The organism is Streptacidiphilus alkalitolerans, assembly GCF_042511045.1.
Taxonomy (GTDB): domain Bacteria; phylum Actinomycetota; class Actinomycetes; order Streptomycetales; family Streptomycetaceae; genus Streptacidiphilus; species Streptacidiphilus alkalitolerans.
Map to the genome: position 1 here is coordinate 25591 of NZ_JBHEZX010000012.1, position 19645 is coordinate 45235.

Sequence of the window (19645 nt, forward strand, 5' to 3'; positions counted from 1 at the left end):
CCTCCCCGATCTCCCCCGTACGGAGGGCCTGTGCCCCGCGACCACCATTTCGCCGATCTCGTCTTCACCGGCGGCCCGGTCTTCACCGTCGACCCGGCCCGCTCCTGGGCCGGTGCGGTCGCCGTCCGCGACGGCCGCATCGTCGTCGTCGGCGAGGACCACGACGTCAGGCCGCTGATCGGCGCGCACACCGAGGTCGTCGACCTCGCCGGAAAGCTGCTGCTGCCCGGGTTCCAGGACGCCCACGTCCACCCGGTACTGGCCGGGACCACGCTGCGCGGCTGCGACCTGCACGGCCTCGAGACCGCCCGGGAGTACGCCGAGGCCGTCGCCGGCTACGCCGCCGCCCATCCCGAGCGCGCCTGGATCACCGGCGGCGGCTGGAGCATGGAGGCGTTCCCCGGCGGCACCCCGCACCGGGCCGCCCTGGACGCCGTGGTCCCGGACCGCCCGGTCGCCCTGCCCAACCGCGACGGCCACGGCCTCTGGGTCAACAGCCGGGCCCTGGAGCTCGCCGGGATCACCGCCGCGACCCCCGACCCGGCCGACGGCCGGATCGAGCGGGACGCCGACGGCACCCCCACCGGGATGCTCCAGGAGGGCGCGGCCGAGCTGGTGCTCCGTCAGGTCCCGCCGCCCAGCGCCGAGGAGCACTACCAGGGGCTGCTGGCCGGCCAGGCGTACCTGCACAGCTTCGGCATCACCGGCTGGCAGGACGCCGCCGTCGGCACCGCCTTCGGACCCGGCGACGTCTACGGCGCCTATCTGGCCGCGGCCGCCGACGGCAGCCTCACCGCCAGGGTCCGCGCCGCCCAGTGGTGGGACCGCGAGGGCGGCCTTGAACAGCTGCCCGAGTTCCTGGACCGCCGGGCCGAGGCCGAGGCCCTGAACGACGGCGCCGGACGGTTCCGGGCCGGCAGCGTCAAGATGATGCTCGACGGCGTGGCCGAGAACCACACCGCCGCCATGCTGGAGCCCTACCTCGACGGCTGCGGCTGCTCCAGCGGCGGTTCCGGGCTGGACTTCATCGACCCCGAGAAGCTCGGCGGCTATGTCAGCGAGATCGACGCCGCGGGCTTCCAGGTGCACTTCCACGCCCTGGGCGACCGCGCCGTGCGCACCGCGCTGGACGCGGTCGAGGAGGCGCTGCGCCGCAACGGCAACCGCGGCAACCGGCACCACCTGGCCCACCTTCAGGTGGTGCACCCGGACGACATCCCGCGCTTCCGGGCGCTCGGCGCCACCGCCAACATGCAGCCGCTCTGGGCCTGCCACGAGCCGCAGATGGACGAGCTGACCATCCCCTTCCTGGGCGAGCGCCGGGCCGGCTGGCAGTACCCGTTCGGCTCGCTGCACCGGGCCGGGGCGATGCTCGCCATGGGCAGCGACTGGTCCGTCAGCACCCCGGACGTGATGCTCGGCGTCCATGTGGCGGTCAACCGCCGCTCCGAGGAGGACGACGAGCGGGTGCTCGGCCCCGAGCAGCGGATCGACCTGGGCACCGCCCTCACCGCCTACACCGCCGGCAGCGCCCGGGTGAACCACCTCGACGCGGACACCGGCTCGGTGCAGCCGGGCAAGTACGCCGACCTGGTCGTGCTGGACCGCGACCCGTTCGCCGGGCCCGCCATGGCCATCGGCGGGACCCGGGTGCTGCGCACCTATGTCGAGGGCGCGCCGGTGTACACGGCCGAATGAGCAGAACCGTCCCCTGTCGTCCGCTCCGAGGAGAGGCATCCCCGATGCAGAAGAGAACCCTGGGCGTGCTGCTGCCCGCCGTGCTGCTGGCCGTCAGCGCCGTCAGCGGCTGCGGCAGCAGCGCGGCCCGCACCGCCAAGGCCGCGCCCACCAGCAACTTCAGCACCACCCAGGTCACCACCCCGCCAGGGAAGGCGCTGGCCTCGGTCACTTGGTCCGGCGACTACCGGGCCCCGTACTCCGAGGACCCGCTGACCACCGCCGACTACCCGGAGGAGACCATCCTCGGCAATGTCTGCGAGTCGCTGCTGCGCACCGGCGCCGACTACAGCCTGGGCCCCGGTCTGGCGAAGTCCTGGAAGCAGACCGACGCCCGGCACCTGGTGCTGGACCTGGACCCGCGGGCCACCTTCAGCGACGGCAAGCCGGTCACCACCGCGGACGTGGTCTACAGCCTGCTGCGCAACCAGGACCCGGACGTGGCCAGCAACTACGCCGACACCTACAACGACGTCAGCTCGATCAAGGCCACCGGCGCCGAGCAGGTCACCATCACCTTCAGCAAGGACGACTACCTCTTCGTCGGCCTGCTCGGCATCCTCGGCGGCTCGGTGGTGGAGAAGGACTTCGCGGAGCAGGCCGGCCACAAGTTCGGCACCGCCGAGACCGGGGTGATGTGCTCCGGGCCCTACACCATCGCCTCCTTCGACGGCACCAACTCCATGGTGCTGAAGCGCAACCCCCACTACTGGGACCCCAGCCGCGCCGCCAAGGCCGGGCAGATCACCTTCAAGTTCATCGGCGACCCCTCGGCCCTCGCCAACGCGCTCACCTCGGGCAGCCTCCAGGGCGCCTTCGACCTGCCCAGCGCCACCCTGCCGCAGCTGCGCAAGGCCACCAACGGCAAGCTGTACGTCGGCGCCGAGGGCTCCACCACCCAGAACATCGACCTGATCGTCTCCAAATTCACCGGCGGCTTCGCCGATGCCCGGGTGCGCCGGGCGCTGTCGATGGCGATCGACCGCCAGGGCATCGCCACCACCCTGTTCGGCGGCGCGGCCGACCCGCTCTACGCCGTCGCCGGGCCCGGCTTCTGGGAGACCAGCCCGGCCCGCAGCGCCTACGAGGCGGCCTACACCGGACTGGTCAAGAAGCCCGACACGGCAGCCGCCGCGCAACTGGTCAAGCAGGCCGGGGCGACCGGCAAGCAGGTCACCATCGGCTACGCGGCCGGCATCCCGACCGAGGTCCAGCTGGCCCAGGTGCTGCAGCAGACCGGGGACGCCATCGGCCTCAAGGTGAAGATCGTCGGCCTGCCGGACCAGCAGTACGGCTCGCTGTTCATCGACCCCAAGGCCCGCGCCGCCTACGACTCCTTCCTCACCATCAACTACATGGAGTACCCCGAGGCCGCCAACATGTACATCAGCTACGCGACCAAGGGCGGCGCGCAGAACTTCAACGGCTACAGCAACGCCCTGGTCGAGGACGACCTCAGCAAGGCGCAGGGCTCGGCCGACCTCGCCAAGCGCGCCGAGTACGTGCTCGCCGCGCAGGCGGTCATCGACCAGGACCTGCCCTGGATCCCGATCGTCCAGCCGCGCGCCCTGCTGTTCCAGAACAAGGCGGTCACCGGAGCCCCGCTGACCTTCTCGTACATGGACAACGCCTGGGCCGCCAGCGTGGGTGCGCCCTGATGGGCCGGCTGCTGCTGAACCGCCTCGGCGGGCTGCTGACCACGCTGCTGCTGTCCAGCGTGGTGATCTTCGGAAGCCTCTACCTCGCCCCCGGCAGCCCGGAGAACGTGCTGTTCGGCAGCCGCGCCCCGTCCGCCGCCGCGCGGGCCGCGGTCCGGCACCAGCTGCACCTGGACCAGCCGCTGCCGGTGCGCTGCTGGGACTGGCTGACCGGGGTGCTCCGGGGCGACCTCGGCAACTCCATGGTGACCGGGCAGAGCGTGGCCGACCGGGTCGGCACCGGCCTCGGCACCACCCTGCTGCTGGTCGCGGTCAGCATGGTGCTGGTGGTCCTGCTCGGGCTCGGCGTCGGCACGGTCGCCGCGCTGCGCCCGGGCCGGGTCGACGCCGCCGCGAGCGCGGCCACCTCGCTCTCGGTGACGGTCCCGCCGTTCGTCGCCTCGACCGTGCTGATCGAGGTCTTCGCGGTGAAGCTCGGCTGGTTCCCCTCCTCCGGGGTCCAGCCGGGCCTGGCCGGGCACCTGCACGCGCTGCTGCTCCCGGCCTTCGCCCTGGCCCTGGCCTCCTGCGGGTTCCTGGCCCAGATCACCAGGAACGCGTTGCGGGAACAGCTGGCCAAGGAGCACGTCCAGACCGCGCTGGTGCGCGGCCTGCCCCGGCGGGTGGTGCTGCGCGACCATGTGTTCCGCAACGCGCTGCCGCCGATCATCACCGCGGCGGGCCTGGTCACCGCCGGGCTCTTCGCCTCCACCCTGGTGGTCGAGTCGGCCTTCGCCGTACCCGGCATCGGCCGGCTCACCATCCAGTCGGTGGCGCAGAAGGACTTCCCGGTGGTCCAGGCGGTGGCCCTGCTGCTGGTCGCCGCGTTCGTGGTCTGCAACGCGGTCAGCGACCTGGTCCAGGCCCTGGTCGACCCGCGGCTGCGCACCGTCGGGAGGACCTCATGACGACGGATCAGCTCACCGCCCCGACGGCGGCCGATACGGCCGCCGCCCCGCGCCCGCGCCCGCTCCGCCGGGTACGGACGGCGCTCGGCCCCTCCGGCACCGCGGCGGCGGTGTTCCTGCTGCTGGTGCTCGTGCTGGCGCTGGCCGCGCCGCTGCTCGCCCCGTACGACCCCAACGCCCAGTCGCTGCTGGACTCCTATGCCGCGCCCTCCGGCGCGCACTTGCTCGGCGCGGACGGCATCGGCCGGGACATCCTCTCCCGGCTGGTGTTCGGCAGCAGGACCAGCCTGCTCGGACCGGCCCTGGTGGTGTCGATATCCCTCCTTGTCGGCATCCCGCTGGCGCTGCTCGCCGCCTGGTACGGGGGAGCCGTCGACGCGGTGGTGGCCCGGGTCTTCGACCTGGTCTACGCCCTGCCGGGGCTGCTGCTCGCGGTGCTGGCGGTGGCCCTGTTCGGCCCCGGACTGACGCCCGCGGTGGCCGCCCTGTCCATCGCCTACGTCCCGTTCCTGGCCCGGATCGTCCGCGCCGCCGCCCGGCAGCAGCGGACAAGTCCCTATGTCGACGCGCTCGCGGTGCAGGGCTTCGGCTTGGTCCGGATCACGGTCCGTCACATCCTGCGCAACATCGCCCCGGTGGTGCTCGGTCAGGCCGCCATCGCCTTCGGCTACGCGCTGCTCGACCTCGCCTCGCTGTCCTTCCTGGGCCTCGCGGTCCAGGCGCCCACCTCGGACTGGGGGGTGATGGTCAGCGACACCGACGCGCTGATGAAGGGCCACTGGCTGCCGGTCCTCGCGCCCGGCCTGCTGATCGTGCTCTGCGTGCTCTCACTCACCGTGCTCGGCGCCCGGATCAGCGGCGACCAGCCCCAGCCCTATCTGCGCCGACGGCGGCGCAAGCCGGCCGCCACCGAGGGAGCTGCCCGATGACCGCCCCGACCGCCCCGCTGCTGGAGATCTCCGGCCTGACCGTCCGCCTCGGCGCGGGCGGCGAGGCCGCCAGGCCGGTGCTCGACGGCATCGACCTGACCCTCGCCCCCGGCGAGGCACTCGGCCTGGTCGGCGAGTCCGGCTCCGGCAAGTCGATGACCGTCCGCGCGGTCACCCGGCTGCTGCCGCCCGGCGCCGAACTCGGCGGAAGCGTCCGCTTCGAGGGCCGGGACGTCGCCGCGATGGACCCCGCCGCGCTGCGCGGCTACCGCGACAGCGGGGTCGGCATGGTCTTCCAGGACCCGCGCGCCCACATCAACCCGACCCGGCGGATCGGCGCCTTCCTGACCGAGGCGCTGGTCCGCAACCGCGGCGTCCCGCGCCGCCGGGCCGAGCAGCGGGCGGCCGAGGTGCTGGCCGAGGTCGGCATCGACGACCCCCGGCGCCGGCTGCGGCAGTACCCGCACGAGCTGTCCGGCGGCATGCTGCAGCGGGTCATGATCGCCTCGGTGCTGCTGGCCGAGCCCCGGCTGATCCTCGCCGACGAGCCCACCACCGCCCTGGACGTCACCATCCAGGCCGAGGTGGTCGGCATCCTGGACCGGCTGCGCCGCGAGCGCGGCATGGGCATGGTCTTCATCACCCACGACCTGGACCTGGCCCTCGCGGTCTGCCGCCGGGTCGCGGTGATGTACGCGGGCCGGATCGTCGAGATCCGCGACTCCGCGGAACTGCACCGGCGCGCGTCCCACCCGTACACGCTGGGGCTGCTCGGCTCACGGCCCTCGATCGAGGCCAGGGCGGAGCGGCTCAGCGCGATTCCGGGGCGTCCGGTCTCCGCCTACGAGGCCGGGCCGGGGTGCGCCTTCGCGGACCGCTGTGCCCATGTCCGGCCGGTCTGCCGGGAGCGGCGGCCGGAGCTCGAACCCTTCCGGGGCGGCTCGGTGCGCTGCCACCGGGTCGCCGAGATCAGCCATGAGGAGGCGACCGCATGAGCGTCGCGGCAGTCGAGGTGTCCGGCCTGGGCAAGGAGTTCCGGGGACACCGGGCGGTGGACGGGGTCGGCTTCACCGTCCCGGCCGGCGGCTCGCTCGGCATCGTGGGGGAGTCGGGCTCGGGCAAGACCACCATCGCCCGGATGCTGGTCGGCCTGGAGCGGCCCAGCGGCGGCAGCATCACCGTGCTCGGCCGGGACCGCTCGGCCCCGGCCCGGGGCTCGGCGGAGCGCCGGCGGCGGGCCCGTGAGCTGCAGATCGTCTTCCAGGACCCGTACACCTCGCTGGACCCCAGCCAGAGTGTCAGCTCCGCGGTGGACGAGGTGCTCCGGCACCACGGCGGGCTCGGCCCGGCGCAGCGGGCGGCCCGGCTGGCCGAGCTGGTGGACCAGGTCGGCCTGACCCGGCGTCAGGCCCTGGCCCGCCCGCGGGACCTGTCCGGGGGCCAGCGGCAGCGGGTGGCCATCGCCCGCGCGCTGGCGGCCGAGCCGCAGGTACTGGTGCTGGACGAGGCGGTGTCCGCGCTGGACGTCTCGATCCAGGCGCAGATCCTCAACCTGCTCGCCGACATCCGCGCCGCCAGCGGGATCGCCTACCTGCTGATCTCGCACGACCTGGCGGTGGTGCGGCAGCTCTGCGACACCGTGCTGGTGCTGAGGCGCGGGCGGGTCGTTGAGCAGGGGCGCTGTGACCGGGTCCTGGATTTTCCCGCGGAGGACTACACCCGGGCTCTGCGTGAGGCGGTCCCGGTGCCGGGGTGGAGGCCGGGGAGGTAGGTGCGGCTGGTGCCTGGTCGTGCGCGCAGTTCCCCGCGCCCCTGGGGGGCTGCAACTGGGCCAGTTGCAAACGTCCAGGGGCGCGGGGAACTGCGCGCCCAGCCACGCACGGCCCGCACCCGGGAACCCCCCCCGCCGCAGGGTTCCCCGAGCTCGCAGCCGCGATTACGCTCGCGGGCATGACCGTGCTACCGACCAGTACGACCCACCGCACCTGCCCGCTCTGCGAAGCAGCCTGCGGACTGACCGTGACCACCGGGCCCGGGCCCGGTGACATCGCGGTCCGCGGCGACGCGGAGGACCCGTTCAGCCGCGGCTACGTCTGCCCCAAGGGGGTCGCCCTGGGCCAGCTGCACAGCGATCCGGACCGGCTCCGCGCCCCGCTGGTCCGCCGCGGCGCCGAGTGGACCGAGGTGGGCTGGGACGAGGCCTTCGCCGAGGCCGGACGGCTGCTGGCACCGCTGCTCCGGGAGCACGGCCGGGACAGCGTCGGCGTCTACCTGGGCAACCCGGTGGTGCACAACCTCGGGCTCGGCCTCTACAGCCGGGTGCTGATCCAGGCCCTGGGCACCGGCTACCGGTTCAGCGCCAGCACCGTCGACCAGATGCCCAAGCAGGTCGCCTGCGGGCTGATGTACGGGACCGAACTGTCCGTCACCATCCCGGACCTGGACCGCACCGACTACCTGCTGGTGCTCGGGGCCAACCCGATGGTCTCCAACGGCAGCCTGCTCACCGCCCCCGACCTGCCCGGACGGCTGCGCGCGCTGCGTCTGCGCGGAGGCAGGCTGGTGGTGGTGGACCCGCGCCGGACCCGGACCGCGGAGATCGCCGACGAGCACCTGGCGATCCGTCCCGGCACCGACGCGCTGCTGCTCGCCGGGATCGCCAGGACCCTGTTCGACGAGGGCCTGGCCGACCCGGGGGCCGCCGCCGGACACCTCAACGGCCTGCCCGAACTGCGGGAGGCGCTGCTGCCGTTCACCCCGGAGGCGGTCGCCGCGGCCACCCGGGTTCCCGCCGACACCGTCCGCCGGCTGGCCCGGGAGCTGGCGGCGGCCCCCAGCGCCGCCGTCTACGGGCGGATCGGCACCACCACCACGGCCTTCGGCACCGCCGCCAGCTGGCTGGTGGACGTGGTCAACACGCTGACCGGCAACCTGGACCGCCCCGGCGGGGTGATGTGGCCGGAACCGGCGGCTGGGTCGCCGAACACCACCGGCGAGGCCGGACGCGGTCGCGGCGTGCGGATCCCCGGCTCCCGGCGGACCCGGGTGCGCGGGCTGCCCAGCGTCTTCGGCGAGTTCCCCGCGGCGGCGCTGGCCGAGGAGATCGACACCCCGGCGCCGGACGGGACCAGGCTGCGCGGCCTGGTCACGCTGGCCGGCAACCCGGTGCTGTCCACCCCCAACAGCGCCCGCCTGGGCGCCGCGCTGGCCTCGCTGGACGCCATGGTCAGCGTCGACGCCTACCTCAACGAGACCACCCGGCACGCCCATGTGGTGCTGCCGGCCGCCTCCCCGCTCGCCCGCAGCCACTACGACCTGGTGTTCACCGCCTTCTCGGTCCGGGACCAGGCGCACTACTCGCCGCCCAGCCTGCCGCTCCCGGACGGCGGCCTGGACGAGGCCGAGGTGCTGCTCCGGCTCACCTGCGCCGCGGTCGGCGGCGGCCTCACCCCCGACGAGCTGGACGACCTCACCGCCGCCGACACCGCCCGCCGGATCAGCGCCGACCCGTCCTCCCCGGCCTTCGGCCGCGATCCGCTGGAACTGCTCGCCGCGGTGGCCCACCGCGGCCGCCAGGAGCGGCTGCTGGACCTGATGCTGCGCGGCGGTCCGTACGGCGACGGCTTCGGGGCCGAGCCGGAGGGGCTGACCCTGGCGGTCCTGGAGGCGGCTCCGCACGGTCTTGACCTCGGCCCGCTGCGGCCCCGGCTGCCCGGGGTGCTGCGCACCCCCAGCGGGCGGGTCGAGCTGGCCCCGCCGCAACTGCTGGCCGAGGCCGGACGGCTGGCCGCGCACCTGGCCGAGCTGTCCTCGGCGCCGGACGGCGGTCTGGTGCTGATCGGCCGCCGCCAGCTGCGGTCCAACAACTCCTGGATGCACAACGTGCCGCTGCTGGCGGGCGGCAGCAACGGCTGCACCCTGCAGATCGCCCCGGGGGACGCCGAGCGGCTGGGCATCCTGGACGGGGAGCGGGTGAGCGTGCGCTCCCGGGTCGGCGAGCTGGAGGCGAGCGCCGAGCTGGTGCCCGGGCTGATGCGCGGGGTGGTCAGCCTGCCGCACGGCTGGGGCCATGACGATCCGGCCACCCGGAACGCCACCGCGGCCCTGGCGCCCGGGGTGAACAGCAATCTGCTCACTGACGAGGAGCCGCTCGACCCGCTGTCGGGGACGGCCGTGCTGAACGGGATCCCGGTCGAGGTGCGGCCGGTGCCGTGCTCCTGACAGCCCCTGACGAGGGAATTCGAGGCGGACCGCCGGCCCGCGCGCCCCGGGGCGGACCTGCTCGTACGGGTGACGGCCAGGCGGAGTACCGTAGGCAGCTGTTCGGAACAGTTGCGCGCCGACCTCCCAAGGCGGATAGTCTTCGCTCCACGGCCCTGGTGCCTTCCAAGGGGTGGGATATGAATCAGATTCAGCATGTGCGCAGCAGGCCGCGGGTTCCCGCGGTGCAGTGCGGCACTGGCGCGGCGAGCCGACGGCTCGACCGTCATCTTGCCGTGCTCGGCGCACCTGCGCTCCCGCAGGTGGATGTGGCGGAAGCGGTCGGCCTGATAAGGGAGTTGACGCCCCGTGGGGTCAGCGCCCCCTCGGCCCGTCCCAATCGGGGCGCCCGGATGGTGCTGCTCGCGCCGCTCCGGCGGCTCACCCGCTCGCTCTTCGGCGGCCGCAAGTAGGTCGCCGCTTGCCCGGCCATGGCGCGGTGTCATGGCCGGGTTTGGCATGCCGGCAGCCGTTTTGACCCGGTGGAACATCTGGTGCTCGCGTGGGTCGCCGCGATGAAACTCCTGTAAACAGAGACGATCTACCGCCCGGTATCCGGAACTATTGATCAATCGGTCGGGTCGGGGATCGAACACGGGTTTGGCGGGCAGGTGTACCCCTGCACGGACGCTCGGGTGCGGTCCGTCAGGCGGAGGTGCACGGATGAGCGACAAAGCGCTGCGGGTGGGGCTGCTGACCAGGGAGTTCCCGCCGGACGTCTACGGCGGGGCCGGCGTTCACGTGGAGTTCCTGGCCCGGGAGTTGACCGGTCTGGTCGACCTGGCGGTGCACAGCTGGGCCGGGCCCGGACTGACCGGCACCGCCGCGGTGGGCCGGCACGCCCCCGCCCCCGGCCTGGAGTACGCCAACCCGGCGCTGCGGACCCTCTCCGTCGACCTCGCCCTGGCCGCCGCCGTCGCCGACCGCGACCTGGTGCACTCGCACACCTGGTACGCCAACCTGGGCGGCCATCTCGCCAAGCTGCTGCACGGCATCCCGCACATCGTCACGGCCCACTCGCTGGAGCCGCTGCGCCCCTGGAAGGCCGAGCAGTTGGGCGGCGGCTACGCGGTCTCCAGCTGGGTCGAGAAGACCGCGGTCGAGGCCGCCGACGCGGTGATCGCGGTCTCCGCCGGAATGCGCGGCGACCTGCTGGCCTGCTACCCCGCGCTGGACCCGGCCAGGGTCCATGTGGTGCACAACGGCATCGACACCGAGCTCTACCGGCCCGACCCGGGCACCGACGTGCTGGAGAAGCTCGGCATCGACCCGGCGCTGCCGACCGTGGTCTTCGTCGGGCGGATCACCCGGCAGAAGGGCGTGCCGCACCTGCTGCGCGCCGCCCGCCGGTTCGACCCCTCGGTGCAGCTGGTGCTCTGCGCCGGCGCGCCGGACACCGACGAGGTGGACCGCGAGTTCCGGTCGCTGTTCGCGGAGCTGAGCGCCTCGCGGGAGAACGTGCACTGGATCTCGGAGATGCTGCCGCGCCCCGACATCGTGCAACTGCTCTCGCACGCCGCGGTGTTCGTCTGCCCGTCGGTGTACGAGCCGCTGGGCATCGTGAACCTGGAGGCGATGGCCTGCGGTACCGCGGTGGTCGCCTCGGCGGTCGGCGGGATACCCGAGGTGGTCGCCGACGGGCGGACCGGGCTGCTGGTGCCCTACCACGGCCGGGAGGCGGAGGACTTCGAGGAGTCCTTCGCGGCGGCGGTGGACAGCCTGGCGCTGGACCCCGAGCGGGCCGCCCGGTTCGGCGCGGCGGGCCGCGAACGCGCGGTGGCGGAGTTCGGCTGGGACGCCATCGCCGCCCGCACGGTGGAGGTCTACCGCGCCGCGGTGGCCGCACGATGACAACGCCGTCCTGGTGCCAGGGCGACCGACTCGCAGGGGAGTGTGCATGGCTGGTGGGCCGTCAGTACTCGGAATAGTCCTCGCCGGCGGGGAGGGAAAGCGGCTGATGCCGCTCACCGCGGACCGGGCCAAGCCCGCCGTCCCCTTCGGCGGCGCGTACCGACTCATCGACTTCGTCCTGTCCAACATGGTGAACGGGGGGATCAACCGGATCTGCGTGCTCACCCAGTACAAGAGCCACAGCCTGGACCGCCACGTCTCGCAGACCTGGCGGATGACCAGCATCCGCGGCGACTACGTCACCCCGGTCCCGGCCCAGCAGCGGCTGGGCCCGCGCTGGTACCTCGGCAGCGCCGACGCCATCTACCAGTCGCTCAACCTGGTCTACGACGAGCAGCCGGACTACATCGTGGTCTTCGGCGCGGACCACGTGTACCGGATGGACCCGCAGCAGATGCTGCAGCGGCACGTCGAGTCCGGGGCCGGGGTGACCGTCGCCGGGATCAAGGTGCCGCGCAGCCAGGCGTCCGAGTTCGGGATCATCACCACCGCCCCGGACGGCCGCCGGGTGGAGGGCTTCCTGGAGAAGCCGGCCGCCCCGCCCGGGCTGCCCGGCGACCCGGACCGGGTCTTCGCCTCCATGGGCAACTACATCTTCACCACCAAGGTGCTGCTGGACGCGCTGCAGCGGGACGCCGAGGACGAGGGCTCGGTGCACGACATGGGCGGCAGCATCCTGCCGATGCTGACCGACACCGGCCAGGCCGAGGTCTACGACTTCGACGACAACAAGGTCCCCGGGGAGACCGAGCGCGACCACGGCTACTGGCGCGACGTGGGCACCCTGGACGCCTACTACGACGCGCACATCGACCTCATCTCGGTGCAGCCGGTGTTCAACCTCTACAACCGGCACTGGCCGATCTTCAGCCACCCGCCTCAGCGCCCGCCGGCCAAGGTGGTGGCCGGCGGAATGGTGGCCGAGTCCATGGTCAGCGCGGGCTGCATCATCAGCGGCCAGGTCACCGGGTCGGTGCTCGGCCCCGGCGTGGTGGTGGAGTCCGGCGCGGTGGTCCAGGAGTCGGTGCTGATGGACGGCGTCCGGGTGGGCCGGGGCGCGGTGGTCCGCAAGGCGATCCTGGACAAGAACGTGGTGGTCCCGCCGGGCGCGGTGATCGGCGTCGACCCGGTGCGCGACCGCGAGTTCTACACCATCTCGGCCGGGGGAGTGGTGGCGCTGGGGAAGGGGCGGACGGTGCGCTGATGGAGTAGTGCGCCGGGCGGGAGAGCCGGGGCGGCCATACGTTCGTTCGTATCGGTCCGGCCCGTACCCCCACGGGCTCTCCCGCCACGAGAGGCGTTCCGCCCATGCGCAAGCACAGTCGTACCCTCGTCACCGCCGCCTCGGTCGGCCTCGGCGCGCTGGTGCTGACCGCCACCGCGGCCTGCTCCAGCGGCACCAGCAGCTCGGTCACCGAGAAGGCCGGCTCGCTGGCCTCGGCCGCCAAGAGCAAGGGGGCCGGGGTGGCGAGCAGCGCCGCGGCGGCGGTCTCCGCCAAGGCGTCCGCGCTGGCCTCGGCCAAGTCCTCGCTGCAGGCCAGGGCCAGCTCCTCGGCGAGCTCCGGCACGGTCGCCAAGAACGTCGCGGTGGGCGGCTTCTGCTCCGCCTCCGGCAGCAACGGCCAGACCTCCAAGGGCCTCGCGGTGACCTGCGCCGCCGACAGCGCCGGCAAGAACCGCTGGAAGTCCGTCGCGGTGTCCGGCAGCGCGGCCAGGGCCGGCTCCTTCTGCGCCACGGTCGGCGCCACCGCCACCAACAGCAGTAATGTCTCCCTGGTCTGCACGACCGGATCCGACGGCCGCGACCGCTGGGTGAAGAAGTAGGCAGGCACCGGCCGACGGAAGGGCGTGCTCCATGCCACTGCACAACGGCGGCTCGGCGGACCGCGGCGCCAAGGTCTCGGTGAACCCGTTCCTCGGCACCGCCAACCCGCTGCCCGGCATGGAGGCCGCCCCGCCCAAGCACCGGCTCCCGGACGGGCCGATGCCGCCGGACACCGCCTACCAGATCGTCCACGACGAGCTGATGCTCGACGGCAACGCCCGGCTGAACCTGGCCACCTTCGTCACCACCTGGATGGAGCCCCAGGCGCGGGTGCTGATGGCCGAGTCGGTCGACAAGAACATGATCGACAAGGACGAGTACCCGCAGACCGCCGAGCTGGAGCGCCGCTGCGTCGCCATGCTCGCCGACCTCTGGAACGCCCCCGACCCCGAGCACGCGGTCGGCTGCTCCACCACCGGCTCCAGCGAGGCCTGCATGCTGGCCGGGATGGCGCTGAAGCGCCGCTGGATGCGCCGCAACCCCGAGCGCTACGCCGCCGGGCACCGGCCCAACCTGGTGATGGGCGTCAACGTCCAGGTCTGCTGGGAGAAGTTCTGCAACTTCTGGGAGGTCGAGGCCCGCACCGTGCCGATGGAGGGGGACCGCTACCACCTGGACCCGGCCTCCGCCGCGGCGCTCTGCGACCAGGACACCATCGGCGTGGTCGCCGTCCTCGGCTCCACCTTCGACGGCTCCTACGAGCCGGTCGAGGAGGTCTGCGCCGCCCTGGACGAGCTGCAGCGGCGGACCGGGCTCGACCTCCCGGTCCATGTGGACGGGGCGTCAGGGGCCATGGTGGCGCCCTTCCTCGACCCGGAGCTGCGCTGGGACTTCCGCCAGCCCCGGGTGGCCTCCATCAACACCTCGGGCCACAAGTACGGGCTGGTCTACCCGGGCGTCGGCTGGGCGCTGTGGCGCGACCGGGAGGCACTGCCCGAGGAACTGGTCTTCAAGGTCAACTACCTGGGCGGCGACATGCCGACCTTCGCCCTCAACTTCTCCCGCCCCGGCGCCGAGGTCGTGGCCCAGTACTACACCTTCCTGCGGCTCGGCTTCGACGGCTACCGCGCGGTGCAGCAGGCCAGCCGGGACGTGGCGGTGTCACTGGCCCGGCGGATCGCCGAGCTCGGCCCGTTCCGGCTGCTCAGCAAGGGCGACGAACTGCCGGTGTTCGCCTTCACCACCAAGGAGGAGGTCACCGCCTTCGACGTGTTCGACGTGTCCCGGCGGCTGCGCGAACGCGGCTGGCTGGTCCCCGCGTACACCTTCCCGGAGAACCGCACCGACCTGGCCGCGCTGCGTATTGTCTGCCGCAACGGCTTCTCCGGCGACCTGGCCGACCTGCTGGTCGCGGACCTGGCCCGGCTGCTCCCGGAACTCCAGGAGCAGCCGGGCCCGCTGCGCCGGCCCGAGGTCGGCACCGGCTTCCACCACTGACCCGTTCGCCCGCGGCCTGACGGGCCGTCAGGGCCAGAGCAGCTCGCGGCTCCAGGTGTCGGCGCCGGCGGTGTAGCGGAGCCGGGTGTGGCCGCGGCCGGGGTCGCCCTGCCAGAACTCCACGGAGGTCGGGCGGACCGTGAACAGGCTGTGCTCCGGGTCGACCAGCTCCGGGTCGGCGGCGGCCCGGGCCAGGGCCTCGGCGAAGGCCGCCGGAACCAGCGCCGGGTCGGCCAGCGGCTCGCTCTGGTGGCCGACCAGGTTCGCCGCGCGCGAGGTGACCGGCCGGGACCGGAAGTCGGCGGCGGCGAGTGCGGCGTCCACCCGCAGCACGGGACCGCGGAGCCGGATCTGCCGCCCCTGCTCGCGCCAGTGGAAGCCGAGCGCGGCCTGCGGGCGGGCCGTCAACTGTCGGCCCTTGGCGCTGTGCGCGCCGGTGGCGAAGGTCCAGCCGCCCGGGTTCGCGTCCCGCAGCGCCACGATCCGCAGGTCGGGGCAGCCGTCCTCGCCGACGGTGGCCAGGGTCATCGCGTGCGGCTCGCTGACCCGCTCGGCGACGGCCTGCCGGAGCCAGTCCAGGAACAGCGGGAAGGGGGCGTCCGGGACGGCGAGCGGGTCGAACGAGGCCAGCGGCGGCGCCAGCATCGGCACCCCGAACAGCAGTTCGCGGACGGTCGTGGGGACGGGGGCCGTCGCGGCCATCGCTGACTCCTGGGTTCGGCTGCCTGGGTTCGGCTGAGGTGGCGAACATGGTAGCCGTCGGCATGAGTCTTCCCGTGCGGGGAACGCACTGGGAGACGTGAGGATGTGAGGACCATGGCCGTCTCTCCCGAGGAGCAGCTGCCGCCGAAGCCTGCTGCCGCACCCGAACCCGTACCTCCGCCTGTCCCCGCGGCGAAGCCGACGGTCGAGCGGGGCCGCCGGCTGCCGCGGACCCGGATCAGCACGGCCTGGGTGTCCATCGTCTCGGCCCTGGTGCTGCTGATCCTGCTGGTGGTGTTCATCGCCCAGAACGCGCACCCGGTGGACGTCTCGTTCCTGATGCTGCACGGGCGGTTCCCGCTGGCGGTGGCTCTGCTCGCGGCGGTCGCCGGGGGCGCGCTGATCGCGGTGATCGGCGGCACCCTGCGGATGGTGCAGCTGCGCCGCGCGGTGCCCCGGCGCAAGGCCGCGCCCGCGCCCGTGGGAGCCGCGCCCGCGCCGGTCCGGCCGCCCGAGCCCGGCCCCGCGCCCGGCCCCGCGCCGGAACCGGCCAAGGAGCGGCCGCAGGAGTGAGCGGCGGCGGTCAGGCCGCCGGGGCGGCGCCGAGCGCGGCGGCGATGGAGACCGCCAGCCGGTCCAGGTAGTCCTTGCCGATGGGGGTCCGCACCACGGCGAGCCGCCAGTACAGCGGGCCCGCGATCAGGTCCAGGGCCAGGTCGGGGTCGGTGTCGGGGGCCAGCTCGCCGCGGCCGACGGCCTTGCGGACCAGGGCCGCGCTGCTCTGCCGCTGGGCCTCGTTCAGGGCCCCGGCCAGGGTCTCCGCGATCTCCGGGTTGCGGGCCGCCTCGGCCAGCAGGTCGGGGACGATCTGGGCGGCCAGCGGGTGCCGCAGCACCCTGGCGACCACGTGCACGAACATCCGCAGGTCGTTGTGCAGCGAACCGGTGTCCGGCAGCACCAGGCCGAGTGAGGCGACCTCGGAGACCACGTCGATGACCATGGGCAGCTTGGACCGCCAGCGGCGGTAGACCGCGGTCTTGCCGACCCCCGCGCGGCGGGCGACGGCCTCGATGGAGAGGCGGCTGTAGCCGCTTATGGCGAGCTCCTCGAACACCGCTCCGCGGATCGCCTCGGTCACGTCGTCACGCAGCACGGCCGCGCCGGCGGGGGCGCGTTTCAGTGTCGGCGGCTTCGCGACTTTCGACGGCTCTCCGGTCAGCATGGGGGCAAGTGTAGCGTGAGGACGGAACGGTTGCGTTCTCACGTCGAACCCCCTAGCTTCCTCTTATTGCGACGAGACGATACCGTTCCGTCGTGTCGGTCGGGGACGAAAGTCTTGGGAGTAGCGTGTCTACGGTGTACGAGCAGCGGGTGGCCGGTGTCGCCGCCCTCGGTCAGGACTCGGGTCTGAGCCCGGGTGAGCTGGCGGCCAAGTACGGACTGTCCGTCAGCGGGCGGCGCCCGGGGGCCTGGGAGTACAGCCGACTGCTGTGGGGGCGGCGCCACTTCATCGTGGCCTACTCCACCGCGAAGCTGAGCGCGATGTACACCACGGCCAAGCTGGGGCAGATCTGGCAGGTGATGACGCCGCTGCTGAACGCGGCCGTCTACTACCTGATCTTCGGACTTCTGCTGGGGACGAAGCGTGATATCCCCAACTTCATCGCGTACCTGTGCACCGGCGTCTTCGTGTTCCAGTTCACCCAGTCCGCGGTGCTGAACGGGACCCGGGCGATCGCCGGCAACCTCGGCCTGATCCGGGCGCTGCACTTCCCGCGGGCCTGCATGCCCATAGCCTCCACCCTGATCCAGCTCCAGCAGCTGCTGTTCTCGATGGGTGTGCTCGGTGTGATCGTGCTGGCCACCGGCGAGCCGCTGACCCTGCGCTGGCTGCTGCTGGTGCCGGTGCTGCTGCTGCAGTCGGCCTTCAACACCGGCGTGGCGATGTTCATGGCCAGGATCGGCGCCAAGACCACCGACCTGGCCCAGCTCATGCCGTTCGTCATCCGTACCTGGATGTACATGTCGGGCATCTTCTGGAGCATCAGCTCCATCACCGACCATGCCCCGCACTGGGTGACCGTGGTGATCCAGGCCAACCCGGCCCTGATCTACATCAGCCTGATGCGCTACGCCCTGCTCGACTCCTACCCCGCCAGCAACCTGCCGGCGCACGTCTGGCCGATGGCACTGGCCTGGGCGCTCGCAGTCGGCCTGGGCGGATACCTGTTCTTCTGGAAGGCTGAGGAGGAGTACGGCCGTGGCTGACACCTCGACGGACGTGACGACGGACACGACGACGGACACCGACTCCCGGCCGGCGCCGGAGCCGGCTCCGAGCGGGCCCAGGACGCCGACGGTGATCGTGGACGACGTCCACATCATCTACAAGGTCTACGGCGGCGGCAGCGGCAAGGGCTCGGCGACCTCGGCCCTGTCCCGGATCGTCAGGCGCAAGGCATCCCCGGCGATAACCGAGGTGCACGCGGTGAAGGGCATCACCTTCACCGCGTACAAGGGCGAGGCGATCGGCCTGATCGGCTCCAACGGCTCCGGCAAGTCGACCACCCTGTCCGCCATCGCGGGCCTGCTGCCCACCGCCTCGGGGGCGATCTACACCGACGGGCAGCCCTCGCTGCTCGGTGTGAACGCGGCGATGATGAACGACCTCAGCGGCGAGCGGAACGTGGTCCTCGGCTGCCTGGCGATGGGGATGACCCACGCCGAGGTGCGCGAGCGCTACCAGGAGATCGTGGACTTCTCCGGCATCAACGAGAAGGGCGACTTCATCTCGCTGCCGATGCGCACGTACTCCTCGGGCATGGCGGCCCGGCTGCGTTTCTCGATCGCGGCGGCCAAGACCCACGACGTGCTGCTGATCGACGAGGCGCTGTCGACCGGCGACGCCTCGTTCCAGCGGCGCAGCGAGGCCCGGATCAAGGAGCTGCGCCGGGAAGCCGGGACGGTCTTCCTGGTCTCCCACAACAACGCGGCGATCAGGGACACCTGTGACCGTACGATCTGGCTGGAGCACGGGGTGCTCAGGGCGGACGGTCCCACCGAGGAGATCGTCAAGGACTACGAGCACTGGATGAAGAAGAGGTAAGGGCCGGTAAGGGCCCTTGCGGCAGGATTGGTGACGATGTGGCAGCCCGTTCGCACCCCCCGGCGACGGGTTGTCACACCAGAGTCCTAAGCTATGAGCAAGATCCCCCGGATCCGCTCCGGGTGTGTCCGCTGTGGGCAGGTCGTGAAGATCGGTGTAGAACGGGGGGGTGGCGGTCATGACAGTGCGTCGGCAGGCTCTTGATCAGGTGGAGCCAGGTGCTGTGCTCGACAAGGCGGACCGGGAGAACTTCCCCGTCGCCCCCTTCTTCATGCCTCCGGCGATGCGCACCGGACTGATGGCGGTGTACGGATTCGCCCGCCTGGTCGACGACGCCGGTGACGGCGACCTGGGGGATCCCGCGGCCACCGCCGCGACCCTGGGCCTGCCCCCGGTCGACCCGCCCGCCGACGCGGCGGCGGAGACCGCCTTCCGGCTGGCGCTGCTCGACGGCCTGGAGGCCGACCTCGACCGGGTGTTCGAAACGGTGCTCGGCTCGGCCGGCGCCCAGGCCCCGCGGCACCCGCTGCTGGCCGCGCTGGTCCCGGTGGTGGACGCGCACGGCCTCACCCCCGAGCCGTTCCGGGCGCTGATCCAGGCCAACCGGGTCGACCAGGTCACCACCCGCTACGCCGACTTCGACGCCCTGATGGGCTACTGCGAGCTCTCCGCCAACCCGGTCGGGCTGCTGGTGCTGCAGCTGGCCGGCCTGGCCACGCCCGAGCGGATCCGCCGCTCCGACGCGATCTGCAGCGCGCTCCAGGTGGTCGAACACCTGCAGGACGTCGCCGAGGACCGGGCCAACGGCCGGATCTACCTCCCCGCCGAGGACCTCGCACGCTTTGGCGTCGCCGAGACCGACCTGGACGCCGCGCACGCCGGACCGGCCCTGCGCGCCCTGGTCGACCACGAGGCCCGGCGCGCCCGTGACCTGCTGGACCAGGGCGCCCCCCTGGTCGGTACGGTCGGGGGCCGGCTGCGGCTGCTGCTGGCCGGCTTCGCGGCCGGCGGCTACGCGGCCCTCGACGCGATCGCGGCGGTCGACAACGATGTGCTGGCAGGGGCGCCCAAGCCCCGTAAGAGCCGCCTCCTGCGTGAGGTCGCGGCGACGTTGGTGAGAGGAAGGTGAGTCG

Annotated in this window: 18 protein-coding genes; 16 read left to right on the forward strand and 2 right to left on the reverse strand. The window is 72.8% G+C overall.

Translation table 11 applies throughout. From position 1 onward, the window contains the following. Positions 1-30 precede the first annotated feature (30 nt). The 12 genes from ACEZDG_RS25025 to ACEZDG_RS25080 all read left to right on the forward strand — a co-directional run bounded on the left by ACEZDG_RS25025 (position 31) and on the right by ACEZDG_RS25080 (position 14704). Entirely contained in the window at positions 31-1698 is a 1668-nt protein-coding gene (locus ACEZDG_RS25025; protein ID WP_380513327.1) for an amidohydrolase, read from the forward strand. 44 nt (positions 1699-1742) lie between these two features. Next, on the forward strand, positions 1743-3395 hold the full coding sequence (locus ACEZDG_RS25030; protein ID WP_380513329.1) for an ABC transporter substrate-binding protein: 1653 nt from the start codon (positions 1743-1745) through the stop codon (positions 3393-3395). Continuing rightward, complete coding sequence (locus ACEZDG_RS25035) at positions 3395-4342, forward strand: ABC transporter permease (protein WP_380513331.1); 948 nt, start codon at positions 3395-3397, stop codon at positions 4340-4342. The genes ACEZDG_RS25030 and ACEZDG_RS25035 overlap by 1 nt, the downstream gene beginning before the upstream one ends. After that, a complete protein-coding gene (locus ACEZDG_RS25040) occupies positions 4339-5271 on the forward strand; it encodes an ABC transporter permease (protein ID WP_380513333.1) in 933 nt (310 codons plus the stop codon). Before ACEZDG_RS25035 ends, ACEZDG_RS25040 begins: the two co-directional genes overlap by 4 nt. Further along, on the forward strand, positions 5268-6266 hold the full coding sequence (locus ACEZDG_RS25045) for an ABC transporter ATP-binding protein (RefSeq protein WP_380513335.1): 999 nt from the start codon (positions 5268-5270) through the stop codon (positions 6264-6266). Before ACEZDG_RS25040 ends, ACEZDG_RS25045 begins: the two co-directional genes overlap by 4 nt. Beyond that, on the forward strand, positions 6263-7042 hold the full coding sequence (locus tag ACEZDG_RS25050) for an ABC transporter ATP-binding protein (RefSeq protein ID WP_380513337.1): 780 nt from the start codon (positions 6263-6265) through the stop codon (positions 7040-7042). Before ACEZDG_RS25045 ends, ACEZDG_RS25050 begins: the two co-directional genes overlap by 4 nt. A 179-nt stretch (positions 7043-7221) precedes the next feature. Next, positions 7222-9492, forward strand: coding sequence for a molybdopterin-dependent oxidoreductase (locus ACEZDG_RS25055; RefSeq protein ID WP_380513339.1), 2271 nt, complete (start codon positions 7222-7224; stop codon positions 9490-9492). 179 nt (positions 9493-9671) lie between these two features. Then, a complete protein-coding gene (locus tag ACEZDG_RS25060; RefSeq protein ID WP_380513340.1) occupies positions 9672-9944 on the forward strand; it encodes a hypothetical protein in 273 nt (90 codons plus the stop codon). Positions 9945-10209: 265 nt separating this feature from the next. Continuing rightward, positions 10210-11382: a glycogen synthase gene (gene glgA / locus ACEZDG_RS25065; RefSeq protein ID WP_380513685.1), complete on the forward strand. Its 1173-nt coding sequence runs from the start codon at positions 10210-10212 to the stop codon at positions 11380-11382. Positions 11383-11428: 46 nt separating this feature from the next. After that, a complete protein-coding gene (gene glgC, locus ACEZDG_RS25070; RefSeq protein ID WP_380513342.1) occupies positions 11429-12646 on the forward strand; it encodes a glucose-1-phosphate adenylyltransferase in 1218 nt (405 codons plus the stop codon). Between the two features lie 104 nt (positions 12647-12750). After that, positions 12751-13266, forward strand: a complete 516-nt coding sequence (locus ACEZDG_RS25075) for a hypothetical protein (RefSeq protein WP_380513344.1) — start codon at positions 12751-12753, stop codon at positions 13264-13266. A 31-nt stretch (positions 13267-13297) separates the two neighbouring features. Next, on the forward strand, positions 13298-14704 hold the full coding sequence (locus ACEZDG_RS25080) for a glutamate decarboxylase (RefSeq protein WP_380513346.1): 1407 nt from the start codon (positions 13298-13300) through the stop codon (positions 14702-14704). Positions 14705-14731: 27 nt separating this feature from the next. Here ACEZDG_RS25080 and ACEZDG_RS25085 read toward each other — a convergent pair whose 3' ends face one another. Next, on the reverse strand, positions 14732-15406 hold the full coding sequence (locus ACEZDG_RS25085; protein ID WP_380513348.1) for a pyridoxine/pyridoxamine 5'-phosphate oxidase: 675 nt from the start codon (positions 15404-15406) through the stop codon (positions 14732-14734). Positions 15407-15520: 114 nt separating this feature from the next. Between ACEZDG_RS25085 and ACEZDG_RS25090 the strand changes: the two genes are divergently transcribed. After that, on the forward strand, positions 15521-15979 hold the full coding sequence (locus ACEZDG_RS25090) for a lipopolysaccharide assembly protein LapA domain-containing protein (protein ID WP_380513350.1): 459 nt from the start codon (positions 15521-15523) through the stop codon (positions 15977-15979). Between the two features lie 10 nt (positions 15980-15989). On the opposite strand, the gene ACEZDG_RS25095 is transcribed toward ACEZDG_RS25090, so the two are convergent. Next, positions 15990-16628, reverse strand: coding sequence for a TetR/AcrR family transcriptional regulator (locus ACEZDG_RS25095; RefSeq protein WP_380513352.1), 639 nt, complete (start codon positions 16626-16628; stop codon positions 15990-15992). A 149-nt stretch (positions 16629-16777) separates the two neighbouring features. Here ACEZDG_RS25095 and ACEZDG_RS25100 point away from each other — a divergent pair, with 149 nt between their 5' ends. From ACEZDG_RS25100 to hpnC, 3 genes are all read left to right on the forward strand, one after another. Then, complete coding sequence (locus ACEZDG_RS25100) at positions 16778-17674, forward strand: ABC transporter permease (protein WP_380513686.1); 897 nt, start codon at positions 16778-16780, stop codon at positions 17672-17674. A 91-nt stretch (positions 17675-17765) separates the two neighbouring features. Continuing rightward, entirely contained in the window at positions 17766-18512 is a 747-nt protein-coding gene (locus tag ACEZDG_RS25105; protein ID WP_380513688.1) for an ABC transporter ATP-binding protein, read from the forward strand. A gap of 178 nt (positions 18513-18690) precedes the next feature. Continuing rightward, the gene (hpnC, locus tag ACEZDG_RS25110) at positions 18691-19641 is read left to right on the forward strand and encodes a squalene synthase HpnC (protein ID WP_380513354.1); all 951 of its coding nucleotides are present in this window, start codon (positions 18691-18693) and stop codon (positions 19639-19641) included. Positions 19642-19645 lie beyond the last annotated feature (4 nt).